We start from the raw sequence: 25,345 nt of genomic DNA on the forward strand, positions 1-25,345 counted from the left end.
GTCCCGCGGGTGGGGGAGAGGGGGTCTCGGCGGTACCGGCGTGGTGGGCGCGTCCTCGTTGGCGCGCGCGGGGTGCCCCGCCACCCGCAGCAGTGTCGCCCGGCGTACGGAGAGACGCCAACTTGATCTTGGGGCACGATTACCGCCCTCCGAGCGCCGCCGTCGACGGGCAGCCGGCGGCGGGAGGAGTCCGTACGGCGCCGTACGAGGCGGCGCCGGCCAGCGCTGCGGCGGTCAGGGCGAGTCCGGCGGCCAGTATCCGCCGCCGTGTGGCGCGTGCCCAGCGCAGTCTGCCGCCGCCGGGCCGTACCGGGGCGAAGTGGGGCACTTCACATCGCGGGGGTGTGGGGAGGGGCGGGGAGGCGAGGGCGTTCGGTGGGGTGTGCGGCAGGGGCGTGGACAGGGGTAGGGGAGTGGACATGGGCAGGGGCAGGGGCATGGGTGGTCACCGCCTTGGAGTGGCGTCGGGTGAACTGGCGGTCACCACCGTGCCGTAGTTCGCGTGCGGCCGCTCAGGGCTGTGGACGACCTCGTCGTTGTGGATAACTCGGTCACCCGGGAGGGGCTGCCAGACCGCCCAGAACGGCTGCCAGACCGCCCAGGACGACTGCGGGAGGCGCCCAGGACAGCTACGTGGGAGGCGCCCCCAGGCGGGACGGGCCGGACGGCTGCCGGAGCAGGGCGGCTAAGGGAGTTCGATGCCCAGGTCCCAGCCCGCGTGGGCGTCGGCGCAGAGGCAGTTGCGGTCCGCGTTGTCGGGGAGGGCCGCGACCGTGTCGAAGAGGACCTCGCGCAGCCGGCCGACGTTCTGGGAGAAGACGCTCAGGACTTCCTCGTGGGAGACGCCGTCGCCGGTCTCGGTGCCCGCGTCCAGGTCGGTCACCAGCGTCAACGACGTGTAGCACAGACCCAGTTCGCGTGCCAGGACGGCCTCGGGGTGGCCGGTCATGCCGACCACCGACCAGCCCTGGGCGGCGTGCCAGCGCGATTCGGCGCGGGTCGAGAAGCGGGGGCCCTCGATGACGACGAGGGTGCCGCCGTCGACCGGCTCCCAGTCGCGGCCGCGCGCCGAGGCGAGCGCGGCCTCACGGCCGACCGGGCAGTACGGGTCGGCGAAGGTGACGTGGACGACGTGGGGAATCTCCCCGTTCGGCAGCGGTACGCCGTCGAAGTACGTCTGCGCGCGGGCCTTGGTGCGGTCCACGAGCTGGTCGGGGATCAGCAGCGTGCCGGGGCCGTACTCCGGGCGCAGACCGCCGACCGCGCACGGGCCGAGGACCTGGCGTACGCCGAGCGAGCGCAGGGCCCACAGATTGGCGCGGTAGTTGATGCGGTGCGGCGGGAGGTGGTGCCCACGGCCGTGCCGGGGCAGGAAGGCGACCTGGAGGCCGGCGATCTCGCCGAGGAACAGCGAGTCGCTGGGGGCGCCGTAGGGGGTGTCGACGGTGATCTCGGTCACGTCGTCGAGGAAGGAGTAGAAGCCCGAGCCGCCGATGACACCTATCTGCGCGTCAGCCATGGCGGCCACACTAGCGGGTGACCCACCAGGGCGGGGTCTCCTGTGGACATCTCCTGGATGCCTCTGGACGCCTCCCGCGGGGATCTCCTGGCGCCGGGCTGTCACACGCACCGGGCCCCGCCGTCGGCTGACGGCAGGGCCCGGTGGAGGGTGCGTACGGGGCGCGGCTCAGGCCGCGGAGCTGGTGCTCGTCGTGCTGCTGGAGGACGCCGCGGTCGAGGTGGACGACTTGGCGTCGGAGCTGCTCGACGAGGAGCCGGCGGAGTCCGAGGAGGACGACGAGGCGTTCGACGAGGAGGAGCTCTTCGCGGGGCTGCTGCTGGACGACGAGCCGCGGCTGTCGTTGCGGTAGAAGCCGGAGCCCTTGAAGACGATGCCGACCGCGGAGAACACCTTCTTGAGGCGTCCGTTGCAGCTGGGGCACTCGGTGAGCGCGTCGTCGGTGAACTTCTGCACCGCCTCGAGGCCCTCGCCGCACTCGGTGCACTGGTACTGGTAGGTCGGCACTTGACTTCCTCCTGGCACTCTCACTCGATGAGTGCTAACGACGCTCCATCTTGCAGTATTCCGGCCCGTCAGTCCACCGCGACCGGCGTACGGTGACGGACTCCACGTCCGGTCCACGTCCGGTCCACGTCCGGTCTCCGCTCGGTTGGCGCCCGGTCTGCGCCCAGGCGGAGGTACGGCTCAGCGTCCGGCGGCCCCGGTCAGCTGCTCGCCAGCTGCTGTTCCCGTTCCCGGCTCTCCAGCCCGGTGGCCGGGGCCTCGGCGCCGCCGCCCTGGGAGGCGATCACGGTCGAGGAGTGCGGCACCAGGCGGGCGCGGAGCGTCATCAGGACGACGAAGGCCAGCGCCGTGCCGGCCAGCGGCACCAGGAATCCGGTGCTCGGGCCGAAGCGGTCCGCCAGCTGGCCGGCGAACGTGGACGCGGCCGCCTGGCCGAGCGCGACCGAGCCGGTCAGCCAGGTGAACGCCTCGGTACGGGCGGTGGCCGGCACCAGGGAGTCGACGAGCGTGTAGCCGGTGATCAGCGCGGGCGCGATGCACAGACCGACGAGCAGGCCGACGGCGCCCAGCAGCGGAACGGAGGTGACCGCCCACAGCGGGGTGGTGGCCAGCGCCAGCAGTCCGTAGGCGGTGAGCAGCCGGCGCCGCGGGCCGATCTTCCAGGCGATCGCGCCGCAGGCGATACCGGCGAGCATGTTGCCGCCCGCGAAGATCCCGTAGAGGACGCCGTTGATGCCGGGCTGCCCGATGTCCTGGGTGAGCGCGGTCAGGGAGACCTGCATACCGCCGAAGACGGCGCCGATGCCGAGGAACGCGGCGATCAGGACGCGGACGCCGGGCACGGACAGCGCCGAGACGCGCGGCTTGTCACCGGCCCCGGCCCGGTGCACCGGCGGCTGGCTGCGCTTCTGCGTGGCGAACAGCAGCCCGCCGGCCAGCGTCAGCGCGGCCTCGGCGACCAGACCGGCCGCCGGGTGGACGCCGGTGCACAGCGCGGTGGCCAGTACGGGGCCGACGACGAAGGTGAACTCGTCGGTGACCGACTCGAAGGCGGCGGCCGTGGGCATCAGGGGACTGCCGCCGAGCCGGGCGGCCCAACGGGCCCGCACCATCGGGCCGACCTGAGGAGTCGAGGCGCCCGTAGGGACCGCGACGGCGAACAGTGCCCACAGGGGGGCGTGGGCCAGGGCGAGCGCGATCAGTACCGAGACGCCGACGGCGTGCACCAGTACGCCGGGGAGCAGCACCGCGCGCTGGCCGAAGCGGTCGGCGAGCTTGCCGCACTGCGGGGCGAACAGGGCCATCGAGATACCGGTCGCGGCGGACACCGCGCCCGCGGTGCCGTAGGAGCCGGTGGTGGACTCGACGAGCAGCACGATGCTGATGGTCAGCATCGCGAAGGGCTGCCGGGCCAGGAAGCCGGGCAGCAGGAATGTCCATGCACCAGGGGTGCGGAGCAGTTGTCCGTATCCGGGACGGGATTCCTTGACCGCGGTTGCCACGGCCGGGCCTTTCTGCCGCCTGGTAGCGCACCGCCCGCGAGGTCGTCACGGGTGCGCGCCGAGAGCTGTCCTCTCGCGCAGGACCGAGTGATACCGCGTGGTCCGCACCCCGAGAGGTGGCTGCGTGTGGCAGGGGACCGCGGCCGCCGAGCGGTCGCGCCAGCTCTGCATCAGGCAGAGTTGGTTCAACTTGTTCGCTCTGCATACTACAGGGCGGGCGCAAGCCGGGGCCTGGGATTGGGCAGGGCTTTACGTAAATTCCCTTGGTATCCGTGGAGACCCCGGCCACATTTCCGGCGGCGCCCTCACCGTCCCCCGTGCCGCCCGGCCCGCCGCCCCGGCGCCCCGCCCGCCCCCAGCCAGCCGGCCAGCTTGCCGCCCTGGGAGACCGCCTGCAGCCGTCGCTCGGCCGTGTCGCGCACCGGATCCGTGGCGACGACCAGTAGCTCGTCACCGTGCTGGAGCACCGTCGAGGGGGAGGGCACGAAGCTGGAGCCGTCCCGTACGACGAGGGTGACCGCGGCGCCCTTGGGCATCCGGAGCTCACCGACCTCGACACCGTGCATACGGGAGGCCGGGCCGATGGACGTCGAGAGCAGGTGGCCGCGCAGCCGCTCCAGGGGGGCCGACTCGATGCCCAGGTCGGCGGCCTCCTCACCCTCGCCCAGCCGCAGCCGTCTGGCCAGCCAGGGCAGGGTCGGCGTCTGGACGAAGGTGTAGACGATGACCAGGACGAAGACGATGTTGAAGACCGTCTCGCTGCCGGGGACGTCGTTCACCATCGGGATGGTGGCCAGCACGATCGGGACCGCGCCGCGCAGCCCGGCCCACGACAGCAGGGCCTTCTCCTGCCAGGGCACCCGGAAGGGCAGCAGCGAGACGAGGACGGACACCGGCCGGGCCACGACCGTCAGGATCAGGCCGATGAGCAGCGCCGGAACGACGTCGCCGAGCAGCTTGTGCGGGGTGGCCAGCAGGCCCAGCAGGACGAACATGCCGATCTGGCCGATCCAGCCGAGGCCCTCGGCGAAGCCGCGGGTGGCCGGGGCGTGCGGCAGTTTGGCGTTGCCGAGGATCATCGCGGCCAGGTAGACGGCGAGGAAGCCGGAGCCGTGCGCCAGTGCTCCGGCCGCGTACGCGGAGACCGCGATGGCCATCACGGCGATCGGGTAGAGACCGGAGGCGGGCAGGGCCACATGCCGCATGCCGTACGCGCCGAGCCACCCGATGGCCAGGCCGACGGCGGCGCCGATGGCCAGCTCCAGGGCGATGTCGCCGAGCAGGAGGTACCAGTGTTCGACCGGTCCGGCGGCGGAGAAGGCGACGACGAGGATCACGACGGGGGCGTCGTTGAAGCCGGATTCGGCCTCCAGCACACCCGTCAGGCGGCCCGGCAGGCGCACGCTGCGCAGGACGGAGAAGACGGCCGCGGCGTCCGTGGAGGAGACCACGGCACCGATCAGCAGCGCCTGCCGCCATTCAAGTCCGGCCAGATAGTGCGCTCCGGCCGCGGTGACCCCCACGCTCACCGCGACACCGACCGTCGAGAGCGCCGCCGCCCGGGGCAGCGCCGGTTTGATCTCTTTCCACTTGGTGCCCAGACCGCCTTCGGCGAGGATCACGACCAGCGCGGCATAGCCGAGGACCTGGGTCAGCTCGGCGTTGTCGAAGACGACGCCGCCGAGGCCGTCCTGACCTATGGCGACGCCTATCCCCAGGTAGATGAGCAGGCTGGGGAGCCCGCTGCGCGAGGAGAGCCGTACTGCGGCGACTGCGCTGAGCAGGACGAGCGAGCAGATCAGCAGGAGTTGGTTGAGGTGGTCGACAGTCAGGAGCTGGTCCTTCCTCGCGTGCGGCCGGGCGGTGGGCCGGGAGTGGTCGTTCCGGAGGGGGTCTTTCCTTACCGTATCTAGTTACTGAGACTAACAATTTACCATTGCTTGAAAGTTGGATGTGCTGGCGGTGACTCCGCGTAGGGGTCGGCAAACCCGTGCGCCTATGGTTGCTCCAGCACTCCCACCCTGCCCCTCGAAGGACAGAGATGCCCGCCAACAAGTCCGGACCGGTTCCCAGGAAGAAGGGGCGCCGCGGCCGCCTCGTAGCGATCACCGTCGCGCTGCTCCTCGTGGCGGGCGTCGGCCTGGGCGCGTTCTGGGGAGTCAGCACCGCCCGCGCCTCCTTCCCGCAGACCACCGGCTCGCTGAAGCTCCCGGGCCTGAGCAACCCGGTGGACGTGGTGCGCGACGCCAACGGCATCCCGCAGATCTACGCCGACACCGACGAGGACCTCTTCCGCGCCCAGGGCTACGTCCAGGCCCAGGACCGCTTCTGGGAGATGGACGTCCGGCGCCATATGACCGCGGGCCGGCTCTCGGAGATGTTCGGCAAGAGCCAGATCAAGACGGACTCCTTCCTGCGCACCCTCGGCTGGCACCACGTGGCGCAGCAGGAGTACGACACCAAGCTCTCGCCCAGCACCAAGAAGTACCTCCAGGCCTACTCCGCCGGCGTCAACGCCTACCTCAAGGACCATGAGGGCTCGGAGCTGTCCCTGGAGTACGCGGCGCTGAACCTGGAGAACGACTACAAGCCGGAGCAGTGGACCCCGGTCGACTCGGTGGCCTGGCTCAAGGCGATGGCCTGGGACCTGCGCGGCAACATGCAGGAGGAGATCGACCGTTCCCTGCTGACCAGCCGCTTCACACCGGAGCAGATCGCCCAGCTGTACCCGGCGTACCCGTACAAGCGGAACCGGCCGATCGTCGACGGCGGCACCGTCGACCCGGCCGGCAAGGAGTTCACGCCCAAGAAGCCGGGCGGCGCGACGACGCCCGCGGGCGCCCCCGGCGCGATCGGCGGAGTGCAGGCGCAGCTGTCCGCGCTGTCCAAGACCCTCGACGAGGTCCCTGCGCTGCTCGGCCCCAACGGCAACGGCATCGGCTCCAACTCCTGGGTCGTCTCCGGCGCGCACACCACCACCGGCAAGCCGCTGCTCGCCAACGACCCGCACCTGGCACCGCAGATGCCCTCGCTCTGGTACCAGATGGGCCTGCACTGCCGTACCACCGGCCCCAAGTGCGGTTACGACGTCTCCGGCTTCACCTTCTCCGGTATGCCGGGCGTCGTCATCGGCCACAACAAGAACATCTCCTGGGGCATGACCAACCTCGGTGCCGACGTCACCGACCTCTACCTGGAGAAGCTCAGCGCCAACGGGTACCTCTACGACGGCAGGCAGCGCCCCTTCGTCACCCGCAAGGAGACGATCAAGGTCGCCGGCGGTGAGAGCCGTACGATCACCGTCCGCGCCACCGGGAACGGGCCGATCGTCTCCGACCGCGACCACGCGCTCGGCGACGTCGGCAAGAACGCCCCGGTCGGCAACGCCGCACCGGACCGCGGCGACGGCTACGCGGTCTCGCTGCGCTGGACCGCGCTGGACCCCGGCCGGTCCATGGACGGCGTCTTCGAGCTCAACCGCGCCTCCGACTGGAACGGCTTCCGCAAGGCCGCCGAGCACTTCGAGGTGCCCTCCCAGAACCTGATCTACGCCGACACCAAGGGCGACATCGGCTACCAGGCGCCCGGCCGGATCCCGGTCCGCGGCAAGGGCGACGGCAACTTCGACGGCACCTACCCGGCGCCCGGCTGGGACCCGCGCTACCAGTGGAAGGGCTACATCCCGCAGAAGGCCCTGCCGTACGAGTTCAATCCCGAGCGCGGCTACATCGTCACCGCGAACCAGGCCGTCACCGACGAGAAGTACCCGTACCTGCTCACCAAGGACTGGGGCTACGGCGCCCGCAGCCAGCGGATCAACGACCTGATCCAGTCGAAGATCAAGGACGGCGGCAAGGTCTCCACGGACGATATGCAGACCTTCCAGAAGGACAACAGCAGCGAGATCGCCCGGCTGCTGACGCCCTACCTGATGAAGATCGACATCAAGGACCCGTACGTCCGCGAGGCCCAGAAGCTGCTGGAGGGCTGGGACTTCACCCAGGAGCCCGACTCCGCCGCGGCCGCCTACTTCAACGCCGTCTGGCGCAACACCCTCCAGCTGGCCTTCGGCGACAAGATGCCCAAGGAGCTGCGGGTCAAGGGCGAGTGCCTCACCGTCCGGCCGGCCGACGAGACCGGCCCCGCCGACGAGAACGACAAGTACGTCCGCGAGTGCGGCGAGAGGGCCGGCGACACCGCCCAGCCCGACGGCGGCGACCGCTGGTACGAGGTCGTCCGGAACATCCTCGACGACCCCGGCAACGCCTGGTGGAAGACCGAGGACCGGCCCGGCAGCCCCGGCGACAAGAACCGCGACCAGCTCCTCGCGCGCGCCATGAAGGACGCCCGCTACGAGCTGACCTCCAAGCTGGGCAAGAACATCGACAACTGGAGCTGGGGCCGGCTGCACCAGCTGTTCCTGAACAACCAGACCCTGGGCACGGACGGGCCCGGCATACTGCAGGGCCTGTTCAACCGGGGCCCCTGGAACCTCGGCGGCGGTGAGGCCGCGGTCGACGCCACCGGCTGGAACGCGTCCGGCGGCTACAAGGTCACCTGGGTCCCGTCGATGCGGATGGTCGTCAACCTCGCCGACCTCGACAAGTCCCGCTGGATCAACCTCACCGGCGCGTCCGGGCACGCGTACCACGCCCACTACAGCGACCAGACCGACAAGTGGGCCAAGGGCGAGCTGCTGGGCTGGGCGTTCAGCGAGCAGGCCGTCAAGAAGAGCGGCAAGGACACGCTGACCCTGTCGCCGTAGCGACATAGCGCTGTATCGCTATCGCTGTCGCCGGAGCAGCGCCGCCACAGGCGCCATCGGGCCGGCCGGAGACCTTCCGGCCGGCCCGAGTGCGTTCGTTTTCGGACGTTCTCCTCAGCTGGCCAGCCAGTCGGCCAGCCAGCCAGTCAGTCGGCCAGTCAGTCAGTCGGCCCGCCCTGGAAGCGGTGCACCCCCGACGGCGTCACCGCGGCGTGGACGGGCCGGTCGTGCGGCTCGGCCGGCACCTCCGCCAGCAGCTCCGCGTCGTACAGCAGCACCACCAGCGACGTGGCCGCGCCGCTCCGCTCCAGCCGCTCCAGCACCCGGTCGTACGAGCCGCCGCCGCGCCCCAGCCGCCGCCCGCCGCGGTCCACCGCCAGCCCCGGCAGCAGCACCACATCCGCCGCGGTGACCGCCTCGGGCGTCAGCCGCTCCCCGGCCGGCTCCAGCAGCCCCCAGCCGGCCTGTACGAGCCGGTCGGCGCCTTCGTAGCGCGCCCAGTCCAGATCGTTGTCCGGCAGCAGTACCGGCAGCAGCACCCGCACCCCGGCCGCGCGCAGCCGGTCCAGCAGCGCGCGGGTGGACGGCTCACCGCCGATGGACACATACGCGGCGACCGTCGGGGGAGTGTCCGGGCGCGCGCCCGGGGGAGCGACGTACGGAGCCAGCTCCTCCAGGGCCAGCGCGTGCCGGGCCAGCGCCTCCCCCGCCGCCGCGACGACATCCGGCGGCAACGATCTCCTCACCTCCAGGAGATCCCGCCGCAACCTGCGCTTTCTTTCGTGTGCGATGCTCACTTCGGGCCCTGCTCCCGCTCTGGTTCGATGCCTGTTCCGATGCCTGTTCCGCTGCCTGTTCACGGTCTGACGGAACCCCCATCATCGTTCCGAGAGCGCCGGTTAGGGTGGCGCGCATGACCCCATCGCACGCACGGATCAGCAAGGCTGTCATCCCGGCAGCCGGCCTCGGCACCAGGTTCCTGCCTGCCACCAAGGCCACCCCCAAGGAGATGCTCCCCGTCGTCGACAAGCCCGCCATCCAGTACGTGGTGGAGGAGGCGGCCGCCGCCGGACTCGCCGACGTCCTGATGGTGACCGGCCGCAACAAGCGCCCTCTAGAGGACCACTTCGACCGCAACTACGAGCTCGAAGAGGCCCTGCACCGCAAGGGCGACGATGCCCGCCTCGCCAAGGTGGAGGAGTCCAGCGACCTGGCGACCATCCACTACGTGCGCCAGGGCAACCCCAAGGGCCTGGGTCACGCCATCCTGTGCGCCGCGCCCCATGTGGGCAACCAGCCGTTCGCGGTCCTTCTCGGCGACGACCTGATCGACCCCCGGGACCCTCTCCTCCAGCGCATGATCGAGGTCCAGGAGCAGCACGGCGGTTCCGTCATCGCCCTCATGGAGGTCGACCCGGCGCAGATCCACCTCTACGGCTGCGCGGCCGCCCTGCCCACCGGTGACGACGACGTCGTCGAGGTCTCCGACCTGGTCGAGAAGCCCGACCCGGCCGAGGCCCCCAGCAACCTCGCCATCATCGGCCGCTACATCCTCCACCCGGCCGTCTTCGACGTGCTCCGCAAGACCGAGCCGGGCCGCGGCGGCGAGATCCAGATCACCGACGCCCTCCACACTCTGGCCGCCGACCCCTCCCTGGCCGGCCCGGTGCACGGCGTGGTCTTCAAGGGCCGCCGCTACGACACCGGCGACCGCGGTGATTATCTGCGTGCCATTGTCAGACTGGCATGCGAACGTGAGGACCTGGGCCCGGACTTCCGGGCCTGGCTGCGCAGTTACGTCACCGAGGAGATGTAGACGTTGAACGACGCCACCGGCCGGGCCGGCCACCAGGACCGCGTCTGGTCGGTGGCCGAGCACCTCGACGACATCCTGTCCTCGATCGCCCCCCTGGAGCCGATCGAGCTGCCCCTCCTCGACGCCCAGGGCTGCGCCCTGGCCGAGGAGATCACGGTGACCGTCGCGCTGCCGCCCTTCGACAACAGCTCCATGGACGGCTACGCCGTCCGGGCGGCCGATGTGGCCGCCGCGACCGAGGCCGCGCCCGTCACCCTCACCGTCCTCGGCGATGTCGCGGCCGGCAGCGGCGAGCTGCCCGAGGTCGGCCCCGGCCAGGCCGCCCGGATCATGACCGGCGCCCCCGTCCCGCCCGGCGCCGAGGCCGTCGTCCCCGTCGAATGGACCGACGGCGGTACGGGCCGGGGGCCGGCCGCCGCGATGCGCGCCCACAGCGCCGCGCCCCAGGACGCCGGCGGCCAGGTCCGCGTCCACCGTCCGGCCGCCGCCGGCGCCCACATCCGCACCCGCGGCAGCGACGTCCACGAGGGCGAGCGGGCCCTCACCGCCGGCACGGTCCTCGGCCCCTCCCAGATCGGCCTGCTCGCCGCCCTGGGCCGCGGCGCGGTCCGGGTGCGCCCCCGTCCCCGGGTCGTGGTGATGTCCACCGGCAGCGAACTGGTCCAGCCCGGCGAGGCGTTGGGCCCCGGCCAGATCCACGACTCCAACAGCTTCCAGCTGACCGCCGCCGCCCGCGCCGCCGGCGCCATCGCCTACCGGGTCGGCGCGGTCGCCGATGACGCCGAGACCCTCCGCGCCGCGCTGGAGGACCAGCTCGGCCGGGCCGACGTCCTGGTCACCAGCGGCGGCGTCAGCGTCGGTGCGTACGACGTCGTCAAGGAGACCCTCGCCGCCGAGGGCCGGGTCGCCTTCCGCGCCCTCGCCATGCAGCCCGGCAAGCCCCAGGGCTTCGGCCTCATCGGCCCCGACCGCATCCCGCTGCTCGCGCTGCCCGGCAACCCTGTCAGCTCGTACGTCTCCTTCGAGCTGTTCGTCCGCCCCGTCATCCGCGCGCTGATGGGCCTGCCGGGCGTCCACCGCCCCACCGTCCCGGCCCGTCTCACCGCCGCGATCGCCTCCTCGCCCCAGGGCAAGCGGCAGTTCCTGCGCGGTGCGTACGACCCCGCCGCCGGCACGGTCGCCCCGGTCGGCGGCGCCGGCTCCCACCTGATCACGGCCATGGCACACGCCGACGCCCTGATCGTCGTCCCCGAGGACACCACCGACGTCCCCGCGGGCGGAACCGTCGACGTCCTCCCCCTCGGCGAAACCCCTGGGGTTCCCCCCGGATAGGCCCCGGATAGGCCCCCGGGCAGGCCCCGGACAGGCCCGCGGACCGCGCACCGGTGCACCCGCCGGGTGGCCCGGAGCCGCCGGGGGTACCGTGTCGTCGCACAGGCGGCAGTCTTGACCGGGAGAACGATGAGCAGCGGCCAGCAGCACCTCACCCATCTCGACGCGGCGGGCGCGGCCCGGATGGTCGACGTCTCGGCGAAGGACGTCACCGCCCGAACCGCCCGTGCCCATGGCCGGGTCCTGGTATCGCCGCAGGTCATCGCGTTGCTGCGGGGTGAGGGCCTGCCCAAGGGCGACGCCCTGGCCACCGCCCGGATCGCCGGCATCATGGGCGCCAAGCGCACCCCCGAGCTGATCCCGCTCTGCCATCCGCTCGCCGTCTCCGGCGTGAAGGTGGACCTCTCCCTCACCGACGAGGCCGTCGAGATCACCGCGACGGTCAAGACCACCGACCGCACCGGCGTCGAAATGGAGGCGCTGACCGCGGTCTCGGTCGCCGCCCTCACCGTCGTCGACATGGTCAAGGCCGTCGACAAGGGCGCGGTGATCTCCGACATCCGCGTCGAGGAGAAGACCGGCGGCAAGTCCGGCGACTGGCGGCGGGGATGACGACGGCCGGGGAGCCGCTGAGCGGGGAGCCGCCGACCGGGGGTGCGCTGGCCGCACCGTACAGCGCCCTGGTGGTGACCGCCTCGAACCGTGCGGCGGCGGGCGTCTACGCGGACAAGGGCGGTCCCCTCATCGCCGAAGGCCTGGCCGCGTGCGGTTTCGCGGTCGACGGTCCATGGGTGGTCCCCGACGGCGACCCGGTCGCGCACGCGCTGCGGACCGGCGTCGAGGCCGGGTACGACGCCATCGTCACCACCGGCGGTACGGGCATCTCGCCCACCGACCACACCCCCGAGGCCACCCGCCGCCTCCTGGACTACGAGATCCCCGGCATCGCCGAGGCGATCCGCGCAGAGGGGCTGGCCAAGGTCCCCACCGCCGCCCTCTCCCGCGGCCTGGCCGGCGTCGCCGGTACGACGCTGATCATCAACCTCCCCGGCTCCACAGGCGGCGTACGCGACGGCCTCGCGGTCCTAGGACGGCTGCTGGTCCACGCCGTCGACCAGATCCGCGGCGGCGACCACCCCAGCCCCTCCGGGAGCCCGAGCTGAACGCGCCCTGGCCGGTGGTCCTGACGGACGGTGAGGTCACCCTCCGCCCGATAAAGCTGCGCGACCAGCGGGCCTGGCTCGACGTCAACCGCCGTAACCGCGACTGGCTGCGCCCCTGGGAAGCCACCATCCCGCCGCCCCCGCCCGGCCTCGTCCCGCCGCACCGCCCGACGTACCGCCAGATGGTCCGCCATCTGCGCGCCGAGGCGCAGGCCGGCCGGATGCTCCCCTTCGTCGTCGAATTCCGGGGCCATCTCGCCGGACAACTGACGGTCGCCGGAATCACCTGGGGCTCCATGTGCTCCGGCCATATCGGTTACTGGGTCGACCGGGAAGTCGCCGGCCGCGGTGTCATCCCGACAGCCGTCGCGCTCGCCGTCGACCACTGCTTCCGCACCGTCGGACTCCACCGCATCGAAGTCTGCATTCGGCCGGAAAACACCCCCAGTCGCCGAGTGGTCGAAAAACTGGGCTTCCGCGAAGAAGGTATCCGCCCCCGTTACCTGCACATCGACGGCGCCTGGCGCGACCACGCGGTTTTCGCCCTCACCGCGGAAGAGGTACCCGAGGGTCTGCTCAGCCGCTGGCACCGCGAGAAACCCACCGCTCCGGGCACACCCCACAAATAAAATAAATGTTCGAATACGGCCCCCCAATTGGCCGACCTGGCGGGGATGCGGATCTCTACCATCACAAAAAAGTTCGAGATATCAGCCAGATCGTGCGACACACCGGCCCAATTGGCGGATGGCCCCACGCAAACCCCTCTACCGTGTGAGTTGTGAGAAGCAGCGGCCTCATCTACGCAGTCATCGTCGGGGCCTGGGCCGCCTACTTGGTGCCGATGTGGCTCCGTAGGCAGGACGAGCTCAATGAGGCCCGTCCGACCGAGCGCTTCAGCACCGCCATCCGGCTGCTGTCCGGACGCGCGGCCATGCAGCGACGTTACGACAAGGCGCACGGGGGCTACCCCGCCGACGATGCGAGCGCGGATCTCCCCGCACCGGACCCGGACGCCCCGGCCGACGAGGCCGCCGCCGGGCCCTTCGGCGACCCCGCAGCCGTGGACGGGTCCGCATCGCCGCACGGGTCCGAAGCGCCCACCCGGGTGCAGCCCGCCCCGCCGCGCCCCTCGCTCTCCGAACGCGCCAAGCGCGCCAAGGTCCTCGCCCGCCGCCGGCGCACCATCACGGTCCTCTTCCTCGCCTTCACCGCCGGCGCCGTCGTCGCCGCCGTCGGCGGCCTCCCCTTCCTCTGGGCGCCCGCCCTCCCCGCCCTGCTCCTCACCGCGTACATCATGTATCTGCGCGCCCAGGAGCGCCGCCGCTTCACCTTCACCATGGACCAGCGCAAGGCGGAGGCGGCGGCACAGCGGCTGCGGGAAGGCCGGCACCGTCCCCGCCAGACGGCCGACCAGCCCCCCGCCGACGCCCACCCGGCCGACGCCCGCGCCGACGGGGGCGGTGCCGGCCTTCCCGCAGCCCCCGCCCCGGAACCGCCCCGCGCCGTCGCCCCCTCTCCCGCCGCGGGCCGCCGCGCCGTCGTCGAGGAGACCGACCACGCCGAGTGGGTCGACCAGCAGCGCGAGCGCCCCCGCCCCGCCGCGGGCGGCTGGGAGCCCGTCCCCGTCCCCCTCCCCACCTACGTCACCGCCCCGGTCGCGCCGCGCGCCACCAGCCACGTCGACCTGGACGCCGACGACGCCTGGAGCTCCGCCCGTTCCAGCGCCGCCCCCGACCGCCCCCAGCCCAAGCCCAAGCACCAGTCCGACGCCCCCGCCCGCCGCCCCCGCGGCCGCACCCCCCTCTTCGACCAGTACGAGGACGAGGACCGCCCCCGCGCCGCCAACGAGTGACCCACCCCGCGCCGCCGACGAGCCCGCCGACGAGTGACCTGCCTCGCACCGGCAAACGCCCGGCGCCCCTCCAGCCACCCGCCACCCCCGCTCCGCCCGCCCGCTCCCCTGACCAGCACCGGAAGCGATTTCCGAGCACTGCGACCGGGATGCTAGAGTTTCACTCGTCGCAAGGGCCTGTGGCGCAGCTGGTAGCGCACCTCGTTCGCAACGAGGGGGTCAGGGGTTCGAGTCCCCTCAGGTCCACAGCAGGGCCGTTCGCGGGTTAGCCCGCGAACTGTTCACGAGATCCCGGTCAGACGGTCACCGTCTGACCGGGATCTCGGCGTTAGAGCCTCTAGTTGTGCGAAAGTCGGCCTGCCGGGCCGCTGGGACGCACCCCGGTCCGCGCAGGAACGGACCGGGGTGGAGATGCGGACATGCCGCGGGGACCGCAGGCATGGAGTCGGACTCCCGCGGTCTCGCGACGTGTCGATCTTCAAGGGGGCCCGGTGGTGTCGATCGCCGTGTCACCGTGCCAGTGGCGCATCACTGGTGCGCCTATGGTTCGGCTTGCCGCAAAGCGGCCTTACCGGTACCGGTAAGGCCGCTTTGCACTGTCTGCGGACGCGGTGCGCTGAGGTCAGCTGACTGCCGTCACGACATCACGGGGCGAGCAGCAGGTTGTTGGCGCGCTCCTTGGCGGCCGTGTAGCGCTTGGCCACGTCCTGCCAGTTCACGACCTGCCACATGGCCTCGATGAAGTCGACCTTCTGGTTCCGGTACTGGAGGTAGAAGGCGTGCTCCCAGGCGTCGAAGACCAGGATCGGGACCGAGCCCTGGCCGACGTTGCCCTGGTGGTCGTAGACCTGCTCGACGATGAGGCGGCCGGTGACCGGCTCGTAGGCCAGCACGCCCCAGCCGGAGCCCTGCGTCGTGGCGGAGGCCTTGGACAGCTGGGTCTTGAACTTCGCGAAGGAGCCGAAGGACTCTGCGAGGGCGTCGGCCAGCTCGCCCACGCCGTCCTTCTCCAGCGGCTCGCCGCCGCCGTCCTTCGGACCGGTCATGTTCTGCCAGTAGATGCTGTGCAGGATGTGACCGGAGAGGTGGAACGCGAGGTTCTTCTCCAGACCGTTGATGGCGCCCCAGGCGTCCTTGTCACGGGCCTCGGCCAGCTGCTCGAGAGTGTCGTTGGCGCCCTTCACGTACGCGGCGTGGTGCTTGTCGTGGTGCAGCTCGATGATCTCGGGGCTGATCACCGGCGCCAACGTCGAGTAGTCATAGGGAAGTTCAGGAAGTGTGTAGATGGCCATGCCGAGCCCTCCAACTGCTTACGACATTGGTTGGGGATGACGGGAAAGAGCGAACACGGGGCCTTCGTCAGAAAGGGGGACTGACTGGCTGGCCGGCGCGTCTTCTGCGGAGACGGTCGCTCCGGATGTTTCCACGTGACCCCCTTGGACGGGGGTTAACTGCAAGCAACTTGCAAGAAGACGCTATCAGCGCCGGAACACCCCGAAGTGCGTCCGATTGGGCCTTGAACCAGAAATGTTGATCTCCTGTCAGTCATCTGTAGTTGAAGTGAGCTTCTCTGGGGGTTATGGAGTACACCTCGCAGGCTGACGGATCACGAAAGCACCGCGCCGCCCTGCCAAGAGCAGGGCGGCGCGGTGCGTGCGGTGCGGCCGATGCACATTAAAAACAGGATGGCCTGTCTTTTTTGGATCGAGCCTTGAGCGGTGGCATGGAACATCAGGGGCATGCCTGGTCCTACGCCCCGTCGGAGTAGGCCTGTTCCGTGACCATTACCGCCGTCAGAAGCTGCCACATGCCTTCAGAGCAACCGTCCTCCCACCACTGCGCATCCAGCCGGTCCACGGCTTCGAGGCCGACGAGTACGCACGTGAGCAGGGCCGCCGTCGCCCTGGGGGGAGTGCGGCGCCGAAGAAGGCCGCGGCGGCTCTCCGAGAGCGCCCGACGGCGCAGGATCCGCTGGGTACGGCGGATCAGCGCCCGTGCAGTGTCCCTGTCAGCCAAGAGCAGCCGGGTGCCGGCGCGGACTGTGACATCGGAGCGCAACTTGGTGCGCAGCGCCGTGGCGAGTTCGTCGGCCGCCTCGGCCAGTGGGCCCGGGTGCCGGATCAAGCCCTTTGCCAGTTCGGCCATCTCGGCCTCGGCGGTGGCACGGATGCAGTCGAGGACATCCTGCCGTAAGGGGAAGTGGTGGTTCAGTGCCCCCCGGCTGACCTGTGCTGACTCACACATCTGCCCAAGGCTGGCCTCGGGGCCGTGAATGTCCACCGCCTTGGCGGCCGACTCGAGAATGAGGCGGCGGGTGCGGGCGGCTCGGGGCTGTAGCGGCCTGGTGGTCACGAAGGTTCCTCGACTCCTGGAGTTGGCAGGACCGGCTTGTGGTGTCCGGCCGTGATGTAGGGCCTGTCCTGGCGGAGCGGGGAGTGCCCAGTCTGTCGGTTCACGGGTGGCGTCGGCTGTGGTCGTTGGGGTGCGGGCTCAGGGGCTTGCAGCGTCGCGGCCCCGCTGTCGCTTCCCTCGGACACCCCGAAGTGCGCGGCGTCGGCGCCCGGCCGGCGGCGGATAGCGGAAGTCATAAAGAACAGGTCTGTCTGTTTTCTTCGAGGTTCTTGGGAAGTGGTGGGATGTTGCGCATCTCACCGGCGCCTAATCGTAGTGAATGCAAGGGGGTTGACGGAAGTGGATCTTGCCGCCGCCAGGTGGTCGGAACGCCGTGACGACCGGCCGACACGGCGCCTGATCTGTGGTTATGCACCTCGGAGGGCCCATCGGAACCCGGCTGGCGCAGGTTCGTCTTGCCTTGTCCTGAACGAGGGTGGGGAAGGCCGAGGCCTGGCGTTGTGGGCAGGCGGAGGGATCGTTGACAAACAGGTGGACCTGTTTTGTATGGTGATCAAACTGCCGCCCCTGGAGCAGGGGCCTGGCAGACCGCTGAACATCAGCCATCACGGGGAGATTTAGATGAGTTCCTGTCCCATGGGCCTTCTGGAACAAGAACGGCCATTAGAAGCCGACGAGTCGACCGGAGCATCGGACGTTCCCAGGGGAGCATGGGCGGGGCAGATCGGCTCGCGCACCCAGTGGCGTGTGCTTGTGGTCGAGGACAGCAGCTGCGCCGCAGACAATCTGGTCCGGAGCCTCAACCGCCATGGCCACAGCGCCAGCAGAGCCGACCGCGCAGACCAGGCGCTGGGGGTTTTCCGGCAGGCCGACCTGATACTGATCGACCCCGAACTTCCTGATCTGGACGGCCTCGAGGTGTGCCGGCAGATACGCTCGGTCAGTGATGTGCCCATCATCATCGTCACCGCCAGGGCGACCGAACTCGACCGGGTCCTGGGGCTGCAGGCCGGTGCAGATGACTTCCTGGCCAAGCCCTATGGACTCCGGGAACTGCTGGCCCGTATGGACGCGGTGATGCGCCGGGCGCACCCCAAGCAGCCGACGGCCACCGCCTCGGCAACCATCTCCCACGGCCCGCTGAACATCGACACGCGGACCCGCGAGGTCCACCTCGACGGCCGCCGGGTCGAGACCACCCGCAAGGAGTTCGACCTCCTTCACGTTCTCGCCTCACGGCCCGGTGAGGTCATCCCGCGCCAGCAGGTCGTCCAGGAGGTCTGGGGAGACTCGTGGTCACGCCGCACCATTGACACGCACGTCAGCAGCCTCCGCGGCAAGCTCGGTTCGAGCAACTGGATCATCAACGTCCGCGGGGTCGGCTTCCGGCTCGGCGGGCAGTGACGGCACTCTGCCGCGCCGGAAGCCGGAACACTCCTACGGTGCGCGGCCTGAGAGAAGCCCCGCGCCGAGGGCCCCAGGTGTCATACCTGGGGCCCTCGGCGCGGTGTTTCGGCGCAAGATACCTGCCGGGGCACTAGGTCAGATCTTGGTCCATGCCTCGGCGAGTGTGCCGCGCAGAATCTGCTCGATCTCATCGAACGTCGACTGGTCGGAGATCAGGGGCGGTGAGAGCTGGATGACCGGGTTGCCGCGGTTGTCGGCACGGCAGTAGAGCCCGTTCTCATACAGGGCCTTGGAGAGGAAGCCGTGCAGGATGCGGTCGTTCTCCTCACGGGTGAAAGTCCCCCTGGTGGCCTGGTCCTTGACGAGCTCGATGCCGTAGAAGAAGCCGTTGCCGCGCACATCGCCGACGATCGGCAGGTCGTACAGCTTCTCCAGCGTCTTCCGGAATGCGCCCTCGTTGTCCAGGACGTGCTGGTTGAGGCCGTCGCGTTCGAAGAGGTCGAGGTTGGCGAGCGCAACGGCGGCGGAAACGGGGTGCCCGGCGAAGGTGTAGCCGTGCAGGAAGGTGTTGTCGCCCTTGTAGAAGGGCTCGGCGATGCGGTCCGAGATGATGGCGGCGCCGATGGGTGAGTAGCCGGAGGTCATGCCCTTGGCGCAGGTGATGATGTCCGGTACGTAGCCGAACTTGTCGCAGGCGAACATCGTGCCCAGGCGGCCGAAGGCGCAGATGACCTCGTCGGAGACGAGCAGCACGTCGTAGCGGTCGCAGATTTCGCGCACGCGCTGGAAGTAGCCGGGCGGCGGAGTGATGCAGCCACCGGCGTTCTGTACCGGCTCCAGGAAGACCGCGGCCACGGTGTCCGGGCCCTCGAAGAGGATCTGCTGCTCGATCTGGTCGGCGGCCCAGCGGCCGAAGGCCTCGGGGTCGTCGCCGTGGATCGGGGCGCGGTAGATGTTGGTGTTGGGGACCTTGTGCGCGCCGGGGACCAGCGGCTCGAACGGTGCCTTCATCGCGGGCAGACCCGTGATCGCCAGAGCCCCGTGCGGGGCACCGTGGTAGGCCAGGGTTCGCGAGATCACCTTGTGCTTGGTGGGCTTGCCGACGATCTTGAAGTACTGCTTCGCGAGCTTCCAGGCGGTCTCGACCGCCTCGCCACCACCGGTGGTGAAGAAGACCTTGTTCAGATCGCCGGGGGCGTGATGGGCCAGGCGCTCGGCGAGCTCGACGGCTTTGGGGTGGGCGTACGACCACACTGGGAAGTACGCCAGGTCCTGCGCCTGCTTGTAGGCGGTCTCCGCCAGCTCGGCCCGGCCGTGTCCGGCCTGCACCACGAACAGGCCGGCCAAGCCGTCGACATAACGCTTGCCCTGGTCGTCGTAGATATCGGTCCCCTCGCCGCGCACGATGGTCGGGACGGGAGCGTCGGCGAACGACGACATGCGGGTGTGGTGCAGCCACAGGTGGTCGTACGCGGTGGTGGAGTGCTGCATGGGAAGTCCAATTCGTTGTCGTATGGGGTGTGCCGGCGTCGGCGGCCGCCACCCCGGCCGGGAAGGGGGCCGGCCGGGGCGGCGGCCGTGATCAGAACGCGACCAGAGGTCAGCGGCTCATCACCGTCTGCTCGACGGACGCCGGCAGAGGCGCGAAGCCGCGGAAGGATGTGTCCACCGGTCGTCCCGGCGCGGGCGCCTTCACTCCGTCCCAGCGGGGTACGCCTGCCTCGCCCAGCGCGGTCCAGAGCCGCTGGGCGAACTCGGGCATCAGGGGGTAGCTCAGCTGCGCCAGGACCCGTGCCGCGGTCAGCTCGGCGACCAGCGCGGCGTCCGCCGCGGCGCCCGTGGCACGCTGCTGTCCCGCGCTGAAGTCGAGGGCGCATCGCACCAGTTCGCACAGGGTGCGTGCGGCACGCCGGGGTGAGAACGACTTCGTCGCGTACGCCTGATGGCAGTCGACGGCGATCTGGTGCAGCAGAGTGATGAACCGGTGCTGCGACCCGGTGAGCGGTGCGCTGTGCGGTACTGCGTCGTCCGCCCGCATCGCGACACGGTCGAGCAGACTGCTCAGCCACCCCTGCCAGGTTCCCGCGAGCTCACCGTCGGCCAGCTCGTGGAACCGCTCCCAGCTGAAGGAGGTACGAGCCGTCTCCGGCCGGTCCAGGGCCAGGACGAACCGGGTGATGTCGGAGGGAACCTCCGCCAGCAGGTCGTTGGCCCAGATCGCGTGACGTCGGCTGGTGGAGAACTTGGAGTCGCCCAGCAGGTAGAACTCGTTGGTCACCATGGCCGTCGGCAGTCGGAAACCGGGGTCGTAGGCCATCAGCAGCGCCGGCTGGAGCAGCGCGTGGAAGTAGCCGTTGTCGAAGCCGTAGAACTGGACGATCTCCGTGTCGGGGGCGTTCCACACCGACGGCCAGTCCTGTGGGTCGCGGCCAGTGGCGGCGAGCCCCTCGGCCAGCTCGGCGAAGTAGCCCGGCATCATCTCTGCCCATACGTAGATGCAGTGGTCTTCGAAGCCGGGTACAGGCATCGGGATTCCCCAGTCGGTGGGGTGGCTGACCGGGATGTCGGGCAGCCCGTTCTCGATCATGCTCGTGCACAGCGCCTCGAGCTGCGGGCTGATGGCTGCCTTGTTCAGGAAGTCGCGCAGCCGGTCGGCGTACTCGCTCAAGGGGAACACCAGTCGCTGGACGGGCCGTTCCTCGGGCGTGCCACCGCAGGCGTTGCACACCGGGTTCACCAGATCGACAACGGTGTTGGGCAGCGCGCAGTTCTCGCAGGCGTTGCCATCGCTGCCGCTGCCGCAGTGCGGGCACTTCCCGGTGACGTGCGCCTCGAAGAGGTAGCGCTCGCACGGGTCGCAGAACAGAGCGGGTTCCTCGCGGACGCGAAGGGCGCCGTTGGCATGCAGCTGGGCGAAGAAGTCACGCACGACAGTGCGGTGCAGTTCGGAGTGCTGGGGGCGGACGACGGCGTCGGGCAGGAAGTTTGCGGATGCGAAGATCGAGGCGATTTCGTCGGCGAACCCGTTGGCCATCTCCAGAGGTTGGGCACCCTCCCGGGCCGCCTTGGTGGGCACATAACTCTGGTGGATGTCCGAGCCGGTAACGAACAGCCCGTCACCGCCCAGCAGCCGCACGGCACGGATGTGGATGTCCGCGCCGGAGTAGGGGCCGGACAGATGGCCGAGGTGGAGGTCGCCGTTGGGGGTCGGAGGGGCGGCGGTGACGAGAGTGAAGTTGGTCATGACGGACTCCGGGGTCACAGATCGATGGGGCCGTGGGAGACCGGCCAGTAGACGGACAGGAAGACCAGGCGCTCGGTATCACTGGAGTTCTTGACGGCATGGGTGCTGCCTGCCGGGAGGAGGGCAGTGACCTCGGGGTGGACCGGGGCCTCTTCTCCGTCGACGGTCAGCACACCTCTGCCGGAGAGGAAGACGAACATTTCGTGGTCCTCGTGGGAGTGCGGTTCGGTGGAGCCGCCCGGCTCCACCACGGCTCGCCCGACGCCCCACGGTGCCAGGGCCTCCCCGCCGTCGGGGTAGATCTGCTGGTAGCGGATGCCGTATGCATCCGTCAGCTGCTCTTCTCCGGTCTGCCGGATCAACATGTCAGCTCCTGCGCTGTGAAAGTCAACGTTGGTGTGCGCCGGTCGGCCGAGGGCCCGTGCCTCATACGCCGGCTGCCTGGGGAAGGGCGTCCTGCTCCGGGGACCTGTCGCCGTCGCCGCCGGTGACGCCGAAGGTGGTGAAGGCGGTCCTGGACGGCAGGGCGAAGACCTCGCGGTCCGTCACGGTGTTGACGATGCTCGCCGACCGCCATGCCGCCAGCCCGAGGTCGGGTGCCCCGACGCCGTGCGTGTGCCGCTCCGCGTTCTGGACGAAGACGTCACCGCGGATGGAGCTGTCGAGGACCAGGCGGTACCGGTCGTCCACCAGCGGCCGCCCGGAGCTGTCCCGCACGATGTAGGGGTCCAGGCCCTCCAGGAGACCGTCGGTGGGGCGCTCGCTGTAGCCGGTGGCCAGCACGGCGGCGTCGGTGTGCACCGTCTCGCTGCGCTCCTGCTGGGTGTGCTCCACCGTGAGTTCGATCCGTCCGCCGCGGCCGAGAGCGGCCCGTACGGCGGTCGCGGGCTGGAGCACCGCATCGGGCCATCCCCCGTCGAGGGTCCGCCGGTAGAGCTCGTCGTGGATCTCTCCCAGCGTCACCGCGCTGGTTGCCTTGTACAGCTGCCACTGCTGGGGCACGAGGCGGTCACGGGTCGGCTCCGGCAGGTGGTGGAAGAACCGGGTGTAGTCGGGGGTGAACTGCTCCAGCCCGAGCTTCGAGTACTCCATGGGAGCGAACGCGGGGGAACGGGTGATCCAGCGCAGCCCCTCGTGGCCCGAGGGCCGGTTGCGCAGCAGGTCCAGGAAAATCTCGGCGCCGGACTGGCCCGATCCGATGACCGTGACGTGTGGTGTGGACAGCAGTGCGGCCCGGTGCTTGAGGTAGTCGGCCGAGTGCAGGGCTGTGACGCCCGGGTCGGTCAGCAGCGGGCGTAGGGGGGCGGGCGCGGTCGGCTCGGTCCCGATGCCCAGCGCGAGGTTACGGGCGTAGTAGCGGCCTGCGTTGACGGCCTTGCCTGGTATGTCCTCGTAGGTGTAGTCGACGGCGAACGCGCCCTCGGCCTCGTGCCAACGGACCGCTTCGACGTGGTAGCCGAAGTGGCACTGCGGCAGCTCCTGGCTCACCCACCGGCAGTACGCGTCGTACTCGGCGCGGTCGATCAGGAACTTCTCCGCGAAGTAGAAGGGGAACAGGCGCCGGCAGTGCTGCAGATAGTTCAGGAACGACCACGGGCTGGTGGGGTCTACCAGGCTCACCAGGTCGGCGAGGTAGGGGACCTGCAGTGTGGTGCCCGGGATGAGCATGCCCGGGTGCCAGCGGAACTCCTGGCGCCGCTCCAGGAACGCCGAGGTGAAGGAGCCGACCTTGTCCGACATGGCGGCCAGGGAGAGGTTGAACGGGCCGATGCCCACTCCGAGCAGGTCCAGATGTTCTATCGAAGAGCCTGTGCTCATCGTCTATCTGCCTTTTCCGTATGAGAAAGAGAGCTGCCGGCGGCTGGTGGCCCGGTTCGATGCAGCGGTGCGCACCGCGAAATCCGGCAGGCAGCGGCACGGAGAATCCTGAGGTTCTCCGGCCTGGATCACGTCGCGCCGATCGACGGGGAATTACGGCCCCTACGCGTGACTCGCACTTCGGGTATCCGAATTCGGCGCTGATGTCAGAGCGCTGTCGCCCTGACCCCCTGATGGTCCGTTAGCTTGGCTGAAATGGCGCCGGTAACGCAAGAAACCGTCGGGTGTTTCACGTCACACAACTGATTCAGTGGCCAATGACGCGCGAGATTGACGAGATCGATAGTTTCGGCGAAGAGCCGGCGCGGGTGCGCCGGCCAGAGCGGAGAGGAATTGATGAGCGACCACACACACGGACGGGCGCTGTCCGCCACCGAACGCACCCGTCACCGGCGCCTGCGTGAACAGGGCGGCATCGACCGCGCCGACCTCGATGCCGTCCTGGCCGAAGGATTCCTGTGCCACCTCGGCGTCCGGGTCGACGGCCACCTCAGGGTGCTGCCCACCGTTTACGGCGCCGACGCGGAAACTCTTTACTTCCACGGCTCGGTCGCCAGCCGCAGCCTCGTCCAGGCTCCGGGGACCGAGGTGTGCCTGACGGTCACGCATCTGGACGGACTGGTGCTGGCCCGTTCCGTCTTCGAGCACGGAGTCAACTACCGCAGTGCCATGATCTTCGGCACCCCGCGCCCGGTCACCGACCCCGAGGAGAAGCTCACGGGACTGCGCCTGCTGACCGAGCAGGCCGCGCCCGGGCAGTGGGACTACGCGCGCCGGCCCTCCCGCAAGGAGCTCGCCGCCACCGCGTTGCTCGCGCTGTCCCTGGACGAGGCCTCCGTCAAGATCCGTACCGGCCCGCCGGACGACGGCGACGGCCCCGACGCCGGGCTCCCGGTCTGGGCAGGCGTCCTCCCGATGCGCACCGTCCGGGGCCCCCTGGAAGCCGACCCGCTACTGAGCGAGGGCCACACGCCCCCGCCGCACCTCACCGCCCTCACGACCAAGGGAATATGACCATGCCGTACCTCACCTCCGACCCCGCTCCCGCCAGCTGGACGGTCGGCCCGCCGGAGCCTGCGGATTTCCCCCGCTGGCGAGCGCTCTACCAGGGGTACGCCGACTTCTACGGCACGGATATGCCCGACGAGCGCGCTGAACGCGTGTGGTCCTGGATCCAGGATCCCGGCCACGAGGTCAACTGCCTCGTGGTGCGTGACGCGCACGGCAACCCGGTCGGTCTCGCCCACTACCGCCCCTTCGCCCGGCCGCTCACCGGCACCACCGGTGGCTTCCTGGACGACCTCTTCGTCGATCCGTCGCTGCGCGGCCACGGAGCCGCGGACGCGTTGCTGGCCCGCCTGGGCGAGCTCGCCGCCGAGCGCGGGTGGAGCGTGGTGCGCTGGATCACCAGGGACGACAACTACCGCGCCCGCGCCAAGTACGACCAGGTCTCACAGCGCACGGCCTGGGTCACCTACGACATGGCCCCGGCCGCCGTGTCACCCGATATGACGTTTCTCTGATGTTCCTCTGTGGGTTCGGAAGAGCGGCAAAGAATGCCCAGCAGAATCTGACCGAAGCCTGAGCGCTTGCGGCTTGAACCAGTGACGCGAACCAGGGAGGCTGATAGTGCGCATCCGGTGCGGTGCTTCTCGGTCGGCCCTCCCCCGCCGAGCCGAGAGCCGCACCGGAATCATATTGATCCGCACTGTGCGGATGTCATCCGGTGAAAACCAGGGGTTGATACCGGGTAGTGAGCTTGGTGGACGGCAGTGCAATGTGCCTGTTTCCCGCCCGCCCTATTCGACATCGCGGCCTCGTAGCGCCGCGTGTGCGGCCGGTGAGAGTCCGGCGGCAAGAGACTTCACTCGGATTCAGCAGGCGACCGCTGTCGCACTCGATGGCACCGAATTTCCCGGTGCCACTTCTGGAATCCAAGATTCACGAAACGTCATTTGGTCAGGTGTCGCTCTGCTTTTCGGCAGCAGCGCCGTACCTGCGCCAG

Annotated in this window: 23 protein-coding genes and 1 tRNA gene; 11 read left to right on the top strand and 13 right to left on the bottom strand. The window is 70.0% G+C overall.

What is annotated here, in order from left to right; translation table 11 throughout:
• Window positions 1-139 precede the first annotated feature (139 nt).
• From ACFY12_RS17170 to ACFY12_RS17190, 5 genes are all read right to left on the bottom strand, one after another.
• Window positions 140-439, bottom strand: coding sequence for a hypothetical protein (locus ACFY12_RS17170; RefSeq protein WP_390716590.1), 300 nt, complete (start codon window positions 437-439; stop codon window positions 140-142).
• Between the two features lie 246 nt (window positions 440-685).
• The gene (locus ACFY12_RS17175) at window positions 686-1,519 is read right to left on the bottom strand and encodes an S-methyl-5'-thioadenosine phosphorylase (protein WP_390716591.1); all 834 of its coding nucleotides are present in this window, start codon (window positions 1,517-1,519) and stop codon (window positions 686-688) included.
• Window positions 1,520-1,687: 168 nt separating this feature from the next.
• Window positions 1,688-2,026, bottom strand: coding sequence for an FmdB family zinc ribbon protein (locus tag ACFY12_RS17180; protein ID WP_390716592.1), 339 nt, complete (start codon window positions 2,024-2,026; stop codon window positions 1,688-1,690).
• Window positions 2,027-2,226: 200 nt separating this feature from the next.
• Entirely contained in the window at window positions 2,227-3,528 is a 1,302-nt protein-coding gene (locus tag ACFY12_RS17185) for an MFS transporter (RefSeq protein ID WP_390716593.1), read from the bottom strand.
• 305 nt (window positions 3,529-3,833) lie between these two features.
• On the bottom strand, window positions 3,834-5,360 hold the full coding sequence (locus ACFY12_RS17190; protein ID WP_390716814.1) for a potassium/proton antiporter: 1,527 nt from the start codon (window positions 5,358-5,360) through the stop codon (window positions 3,834-3,836).
• Between the two features lie 209 nt (window positions 5,361-5,569).
• On the opposite strand from ACFY12_RS17190, the gene ACFY12_RS17195 reads away from it, so the two are divergent.
• Entirely contained in the window at window positions 5,570-8,293 is a 2,724-nt protein-coding gene (locus tag ACFY12_RS17195) for a penicillin acylase family protein (protein ID WP_390716594.1), read from the top strand.
• Between the two features lie 158 nt (window positions 8,294-8,451).
• Here ACFY12_RS17195 and ACFY12_RS17200 read toward each other — a convergent pair whose 3' ends face one another.
• Complete coding sequence (locus tag ACFY12_RS17200; protein WP_390716595.1) at window positions 8,452-9,027, bottom strand: 5-formyltetrahydrofolate cyclo-ligase; 576 nt, start codon at window positions 9,025-9,027, stop codon at window positions 8,452-8,454.
• A gap of 179 nt (window positions 9,028-9,206) precedes the next feature.
• On the opposite strand from ACFY12_RS17200, the gene galU reads away from it, so the two are divergent.
• From galU to ACFY12_RS17235, 7 genes are all read left to right on the top strand, one after another.
• Complete coding sequence (gene galU, locus ACFY12_RS17205; protein WP_390716596.1) at window positions 9,207-10,109, top strand: UTP--glucose-1-phosphate uridylyltransferase GalU; 903 nt, start codon at window positions 9,207-9,209, stop codon at window positions 10,107-10,109.
• Window positions 10,110-10,112: 3 nt separating this feature from the next.
• Window positions 10,113-11,441 (top strand): gephyrin-like molybdotransferase Glp, encoded by a 1,329-nt coding sequence (gene glp, locus ACFY12_RS17210; protein ID WP_390716597.1) that lies wholly within the window; start codon window positions 10,113-10,115, stop codon window positions 11,439-11,441.
• A 129-nt stretch (window positions 11,442-11,570) separates the two neighbouring features.
• Window positions 11,571-12,053 (top strand): cyclic pyranopterin monophosphate synthase MoaC, encoded by a 483-nt coding sequence (moaC, locus tag ACFY12_RS17215; RefSeq protein ID WP_390716598.1) that lies wholly within the window; start codon window positions 11,571-11,573, stop codon window positions 12,051-12,053.
• On the top strand, window positions 12,050-12,604 hold the full coding sequence (locus tag ACFY12_RS17220; protein ID WP_390716599.1) for a molybdenum cofactor biosynthesis protein B: 555 nt from the start codon (window positions 12,050-12,052) through the stop codon (window positions 12,602-12,604). The genes moaC and ACFY12_RS17220 overlap by 4 nt, the downstream gene beginning before the upstream one ends.
• A 14-nt stretch (window positions 12,605-12,618) precedes the next feature.
• Window positions 12,619-13,233: a GNAT family N-acetyltransferase gene (locus ACFY12_RS17225; RefSeq protein WP_390716600.1), complete on the top strand. Its 615-nt coding sequence runs from the start codon at window positions 12,619-12,621 to the stop codon at window positions 13,231-13,233.
• Window positions 13,234-13,385: 152 nt separating this feature from the next.
• Window positions 13,386-14,459 carry a gephyrin-like molybdotransferase receptor GlpR gene (gene glpR / locus ACFY12_RS17230; RefSeq protein WP_390716601.1) on the top strand — a complete coding sequence of 358 codons (1,074 nt, stop codon included), beginning with the start codon at window positions 13,386-13,388 and terminating at the stop codon, window positions 14,457-14,459.
• A 173-nt stretch (window positions 14,460-14,632) separates the two neighbouring features.
• Window positions 14,633-14,705, top strand: a tRNA-Ala gene (locus ACFY12_RS17235).
• A 398-nt stretch (window positions 14,706-15,103) separates the two neighbouring features.
• Here the strand turns inward: ACFY12_RS17235 and ACFY12_RS17240 are convergent.
• The 3 genes from ACFY12_RS17240 to ACFY12_RS17250 all read right to left on the bottom strand — a co-directional run bounded on the left by ACFY12_RS17240 (window position 15,104) and on the right by ACFY12_RS17250 (window position 16,811).
• Window positions 15,104-15,751, bottom strand: coding sequence for a superoxide dismutase (locus ACFY12_RS17240; RefSeq protein WP_390716602.1), 648 nt, complete (start codon window positions 15,749-15,751; stop codon window positions 15,104-15,106).
• A 314-nt stretch (window positions 15,752-16,065) separates the two neighbouring features.
• Complete coding sequence (locus tag ACFY12_RS17245; RefSeq protein WP_390716603.1) at window positions 16,066-16,200, bottom strand: hypothetical protein; 135 nt, start codon at window positions 16,198-16,200, stop codon at window positions 16,066-16,068.
• A gap of 8 nt (window positions 16,201-16,208) precedes the next feature.
• Window positions 16,209-16,811, bottom strand: coding sequence for a hypothetical protein (locus tag ACFY12_RS17250; RefSeq protein ID WP_390716604.1), 603 nt, complete (start codon window positions 16,809-16,811; stop codon window positions 16,209-16,211).
• A 621-nt stretch (window positions 16,812-17,432) separates the two neighbouring features.
• Here ACFY12_RS17250 and ACFY12_RS17255 point away from each other — a divergent pair.
• Entirely contained in the window at window positions 17,433-18,215 is a 783-nt protein-coding gene (locus tag ACFY12_RS17255) for a response regulator transcription factor (RefSeq protein ID WP_390716605.1), read from the top strand.
• Between the two features lie 138 nt (window positions 18,216-18,353).
• Here ACFY12_RS17255 and ACFY12_RS17260 read toward each other — a convergent pair whose 3' ends face one another.
• The 4 genes from ACFY12_RS17260 to ACFY12_RS17275 all read right to left on the bottom strand — a co-directional run bounded on the left by ACFY12_RS17260 (window position 18,354) and on the right by ACFY12_RS17275 (window position 23,280).
• Entirely contained in the window at window positions 18,354-19,709 is a 1,356-nt protein-coding gene (locus tag ACFY12_RS17260; protein ID WP_390716606.1) for an aspartate aminotransferase family protein, read from the bottom strand.
• 109 nt (window positions 19,710-19,818) lie between these two features.
• Window positions 19,819-21,462 (bottom strand): methionine--tRNA ligase, encoded by a 1,644-nt coding sequence (locus ACFY12_RS17265; protein WP_390716607.1) that lies wholly within the window; start codon window positions 21,460-21,462, stop codon window positions 19,819-19,821.
• A gap of 14 nt (window positions 21,463-21,476) precedes the next feature.
• On the bottom strand, window positions 21,477-21,827 hold the full coding sequence (locus ACFY12_RS17270) for a cupin domain-containing protein (protein ID WP_390716608.1): 351 nt from the start codon (window positions 21,825-21,827) through the stop codon (window positions 21,477-21,479).
• 61 nt (window positions 21,828-21,888) lie between these two features.
• Window positions 21,889-23,280, bottom strand: a complete 1,392-nt coding sequence (locus ACFY12_RS17275) for a lysine N(6)-hydroxylase/L-ornithine N(5)-oxygenase family protein (RefSeq protein WP_390716609.1) — start codon at window positions 23,278-23,280, stop codon at window positions 21,889-21,891.
• A gap of 396 nt (window positions 23,281-23,676) precedes the next feature.
• On the opposite strand from ACFY12_RS17275, the gene ACFY12_RS17280 reads away from it, so the two are divergent.
• Window positions 23,677-24,354 (top strand): pyridoxamine 5'-phosphate oxidase family protein, encoded by a 678-nt coding sequence (locus tag ACFY12_RS17280; RefSeq protein WP_390716610.1) that lies wholly within the window; start codon window positions 23,677-23,679, stop codon window positions 24,352-24,354.
• Between the two features lie 2 nt (window positions 24,355-24,356).
• A complete protein-coding gene (locus tag ACFY12_RS17285; protein WP_390716611.1) occupies window positions 24,357-24,863 on the top strand; it encodes a GNAT family N-acetyltransferase in 507 nt (168 codons plus the stop codon).
• Window positions 24,864-25,345 lie beyond the last annotated feature (482 nt).

This window comes from Streptomyces sp. NPDC001339 (assembly GCF_042895955.1).
In the GTDB taxonomy this organism is placed as follows: Bacteria; Actinomycetota; Actinomycetes; order Streptomycetales; family Streptomycetaceae; genus Streptomyces.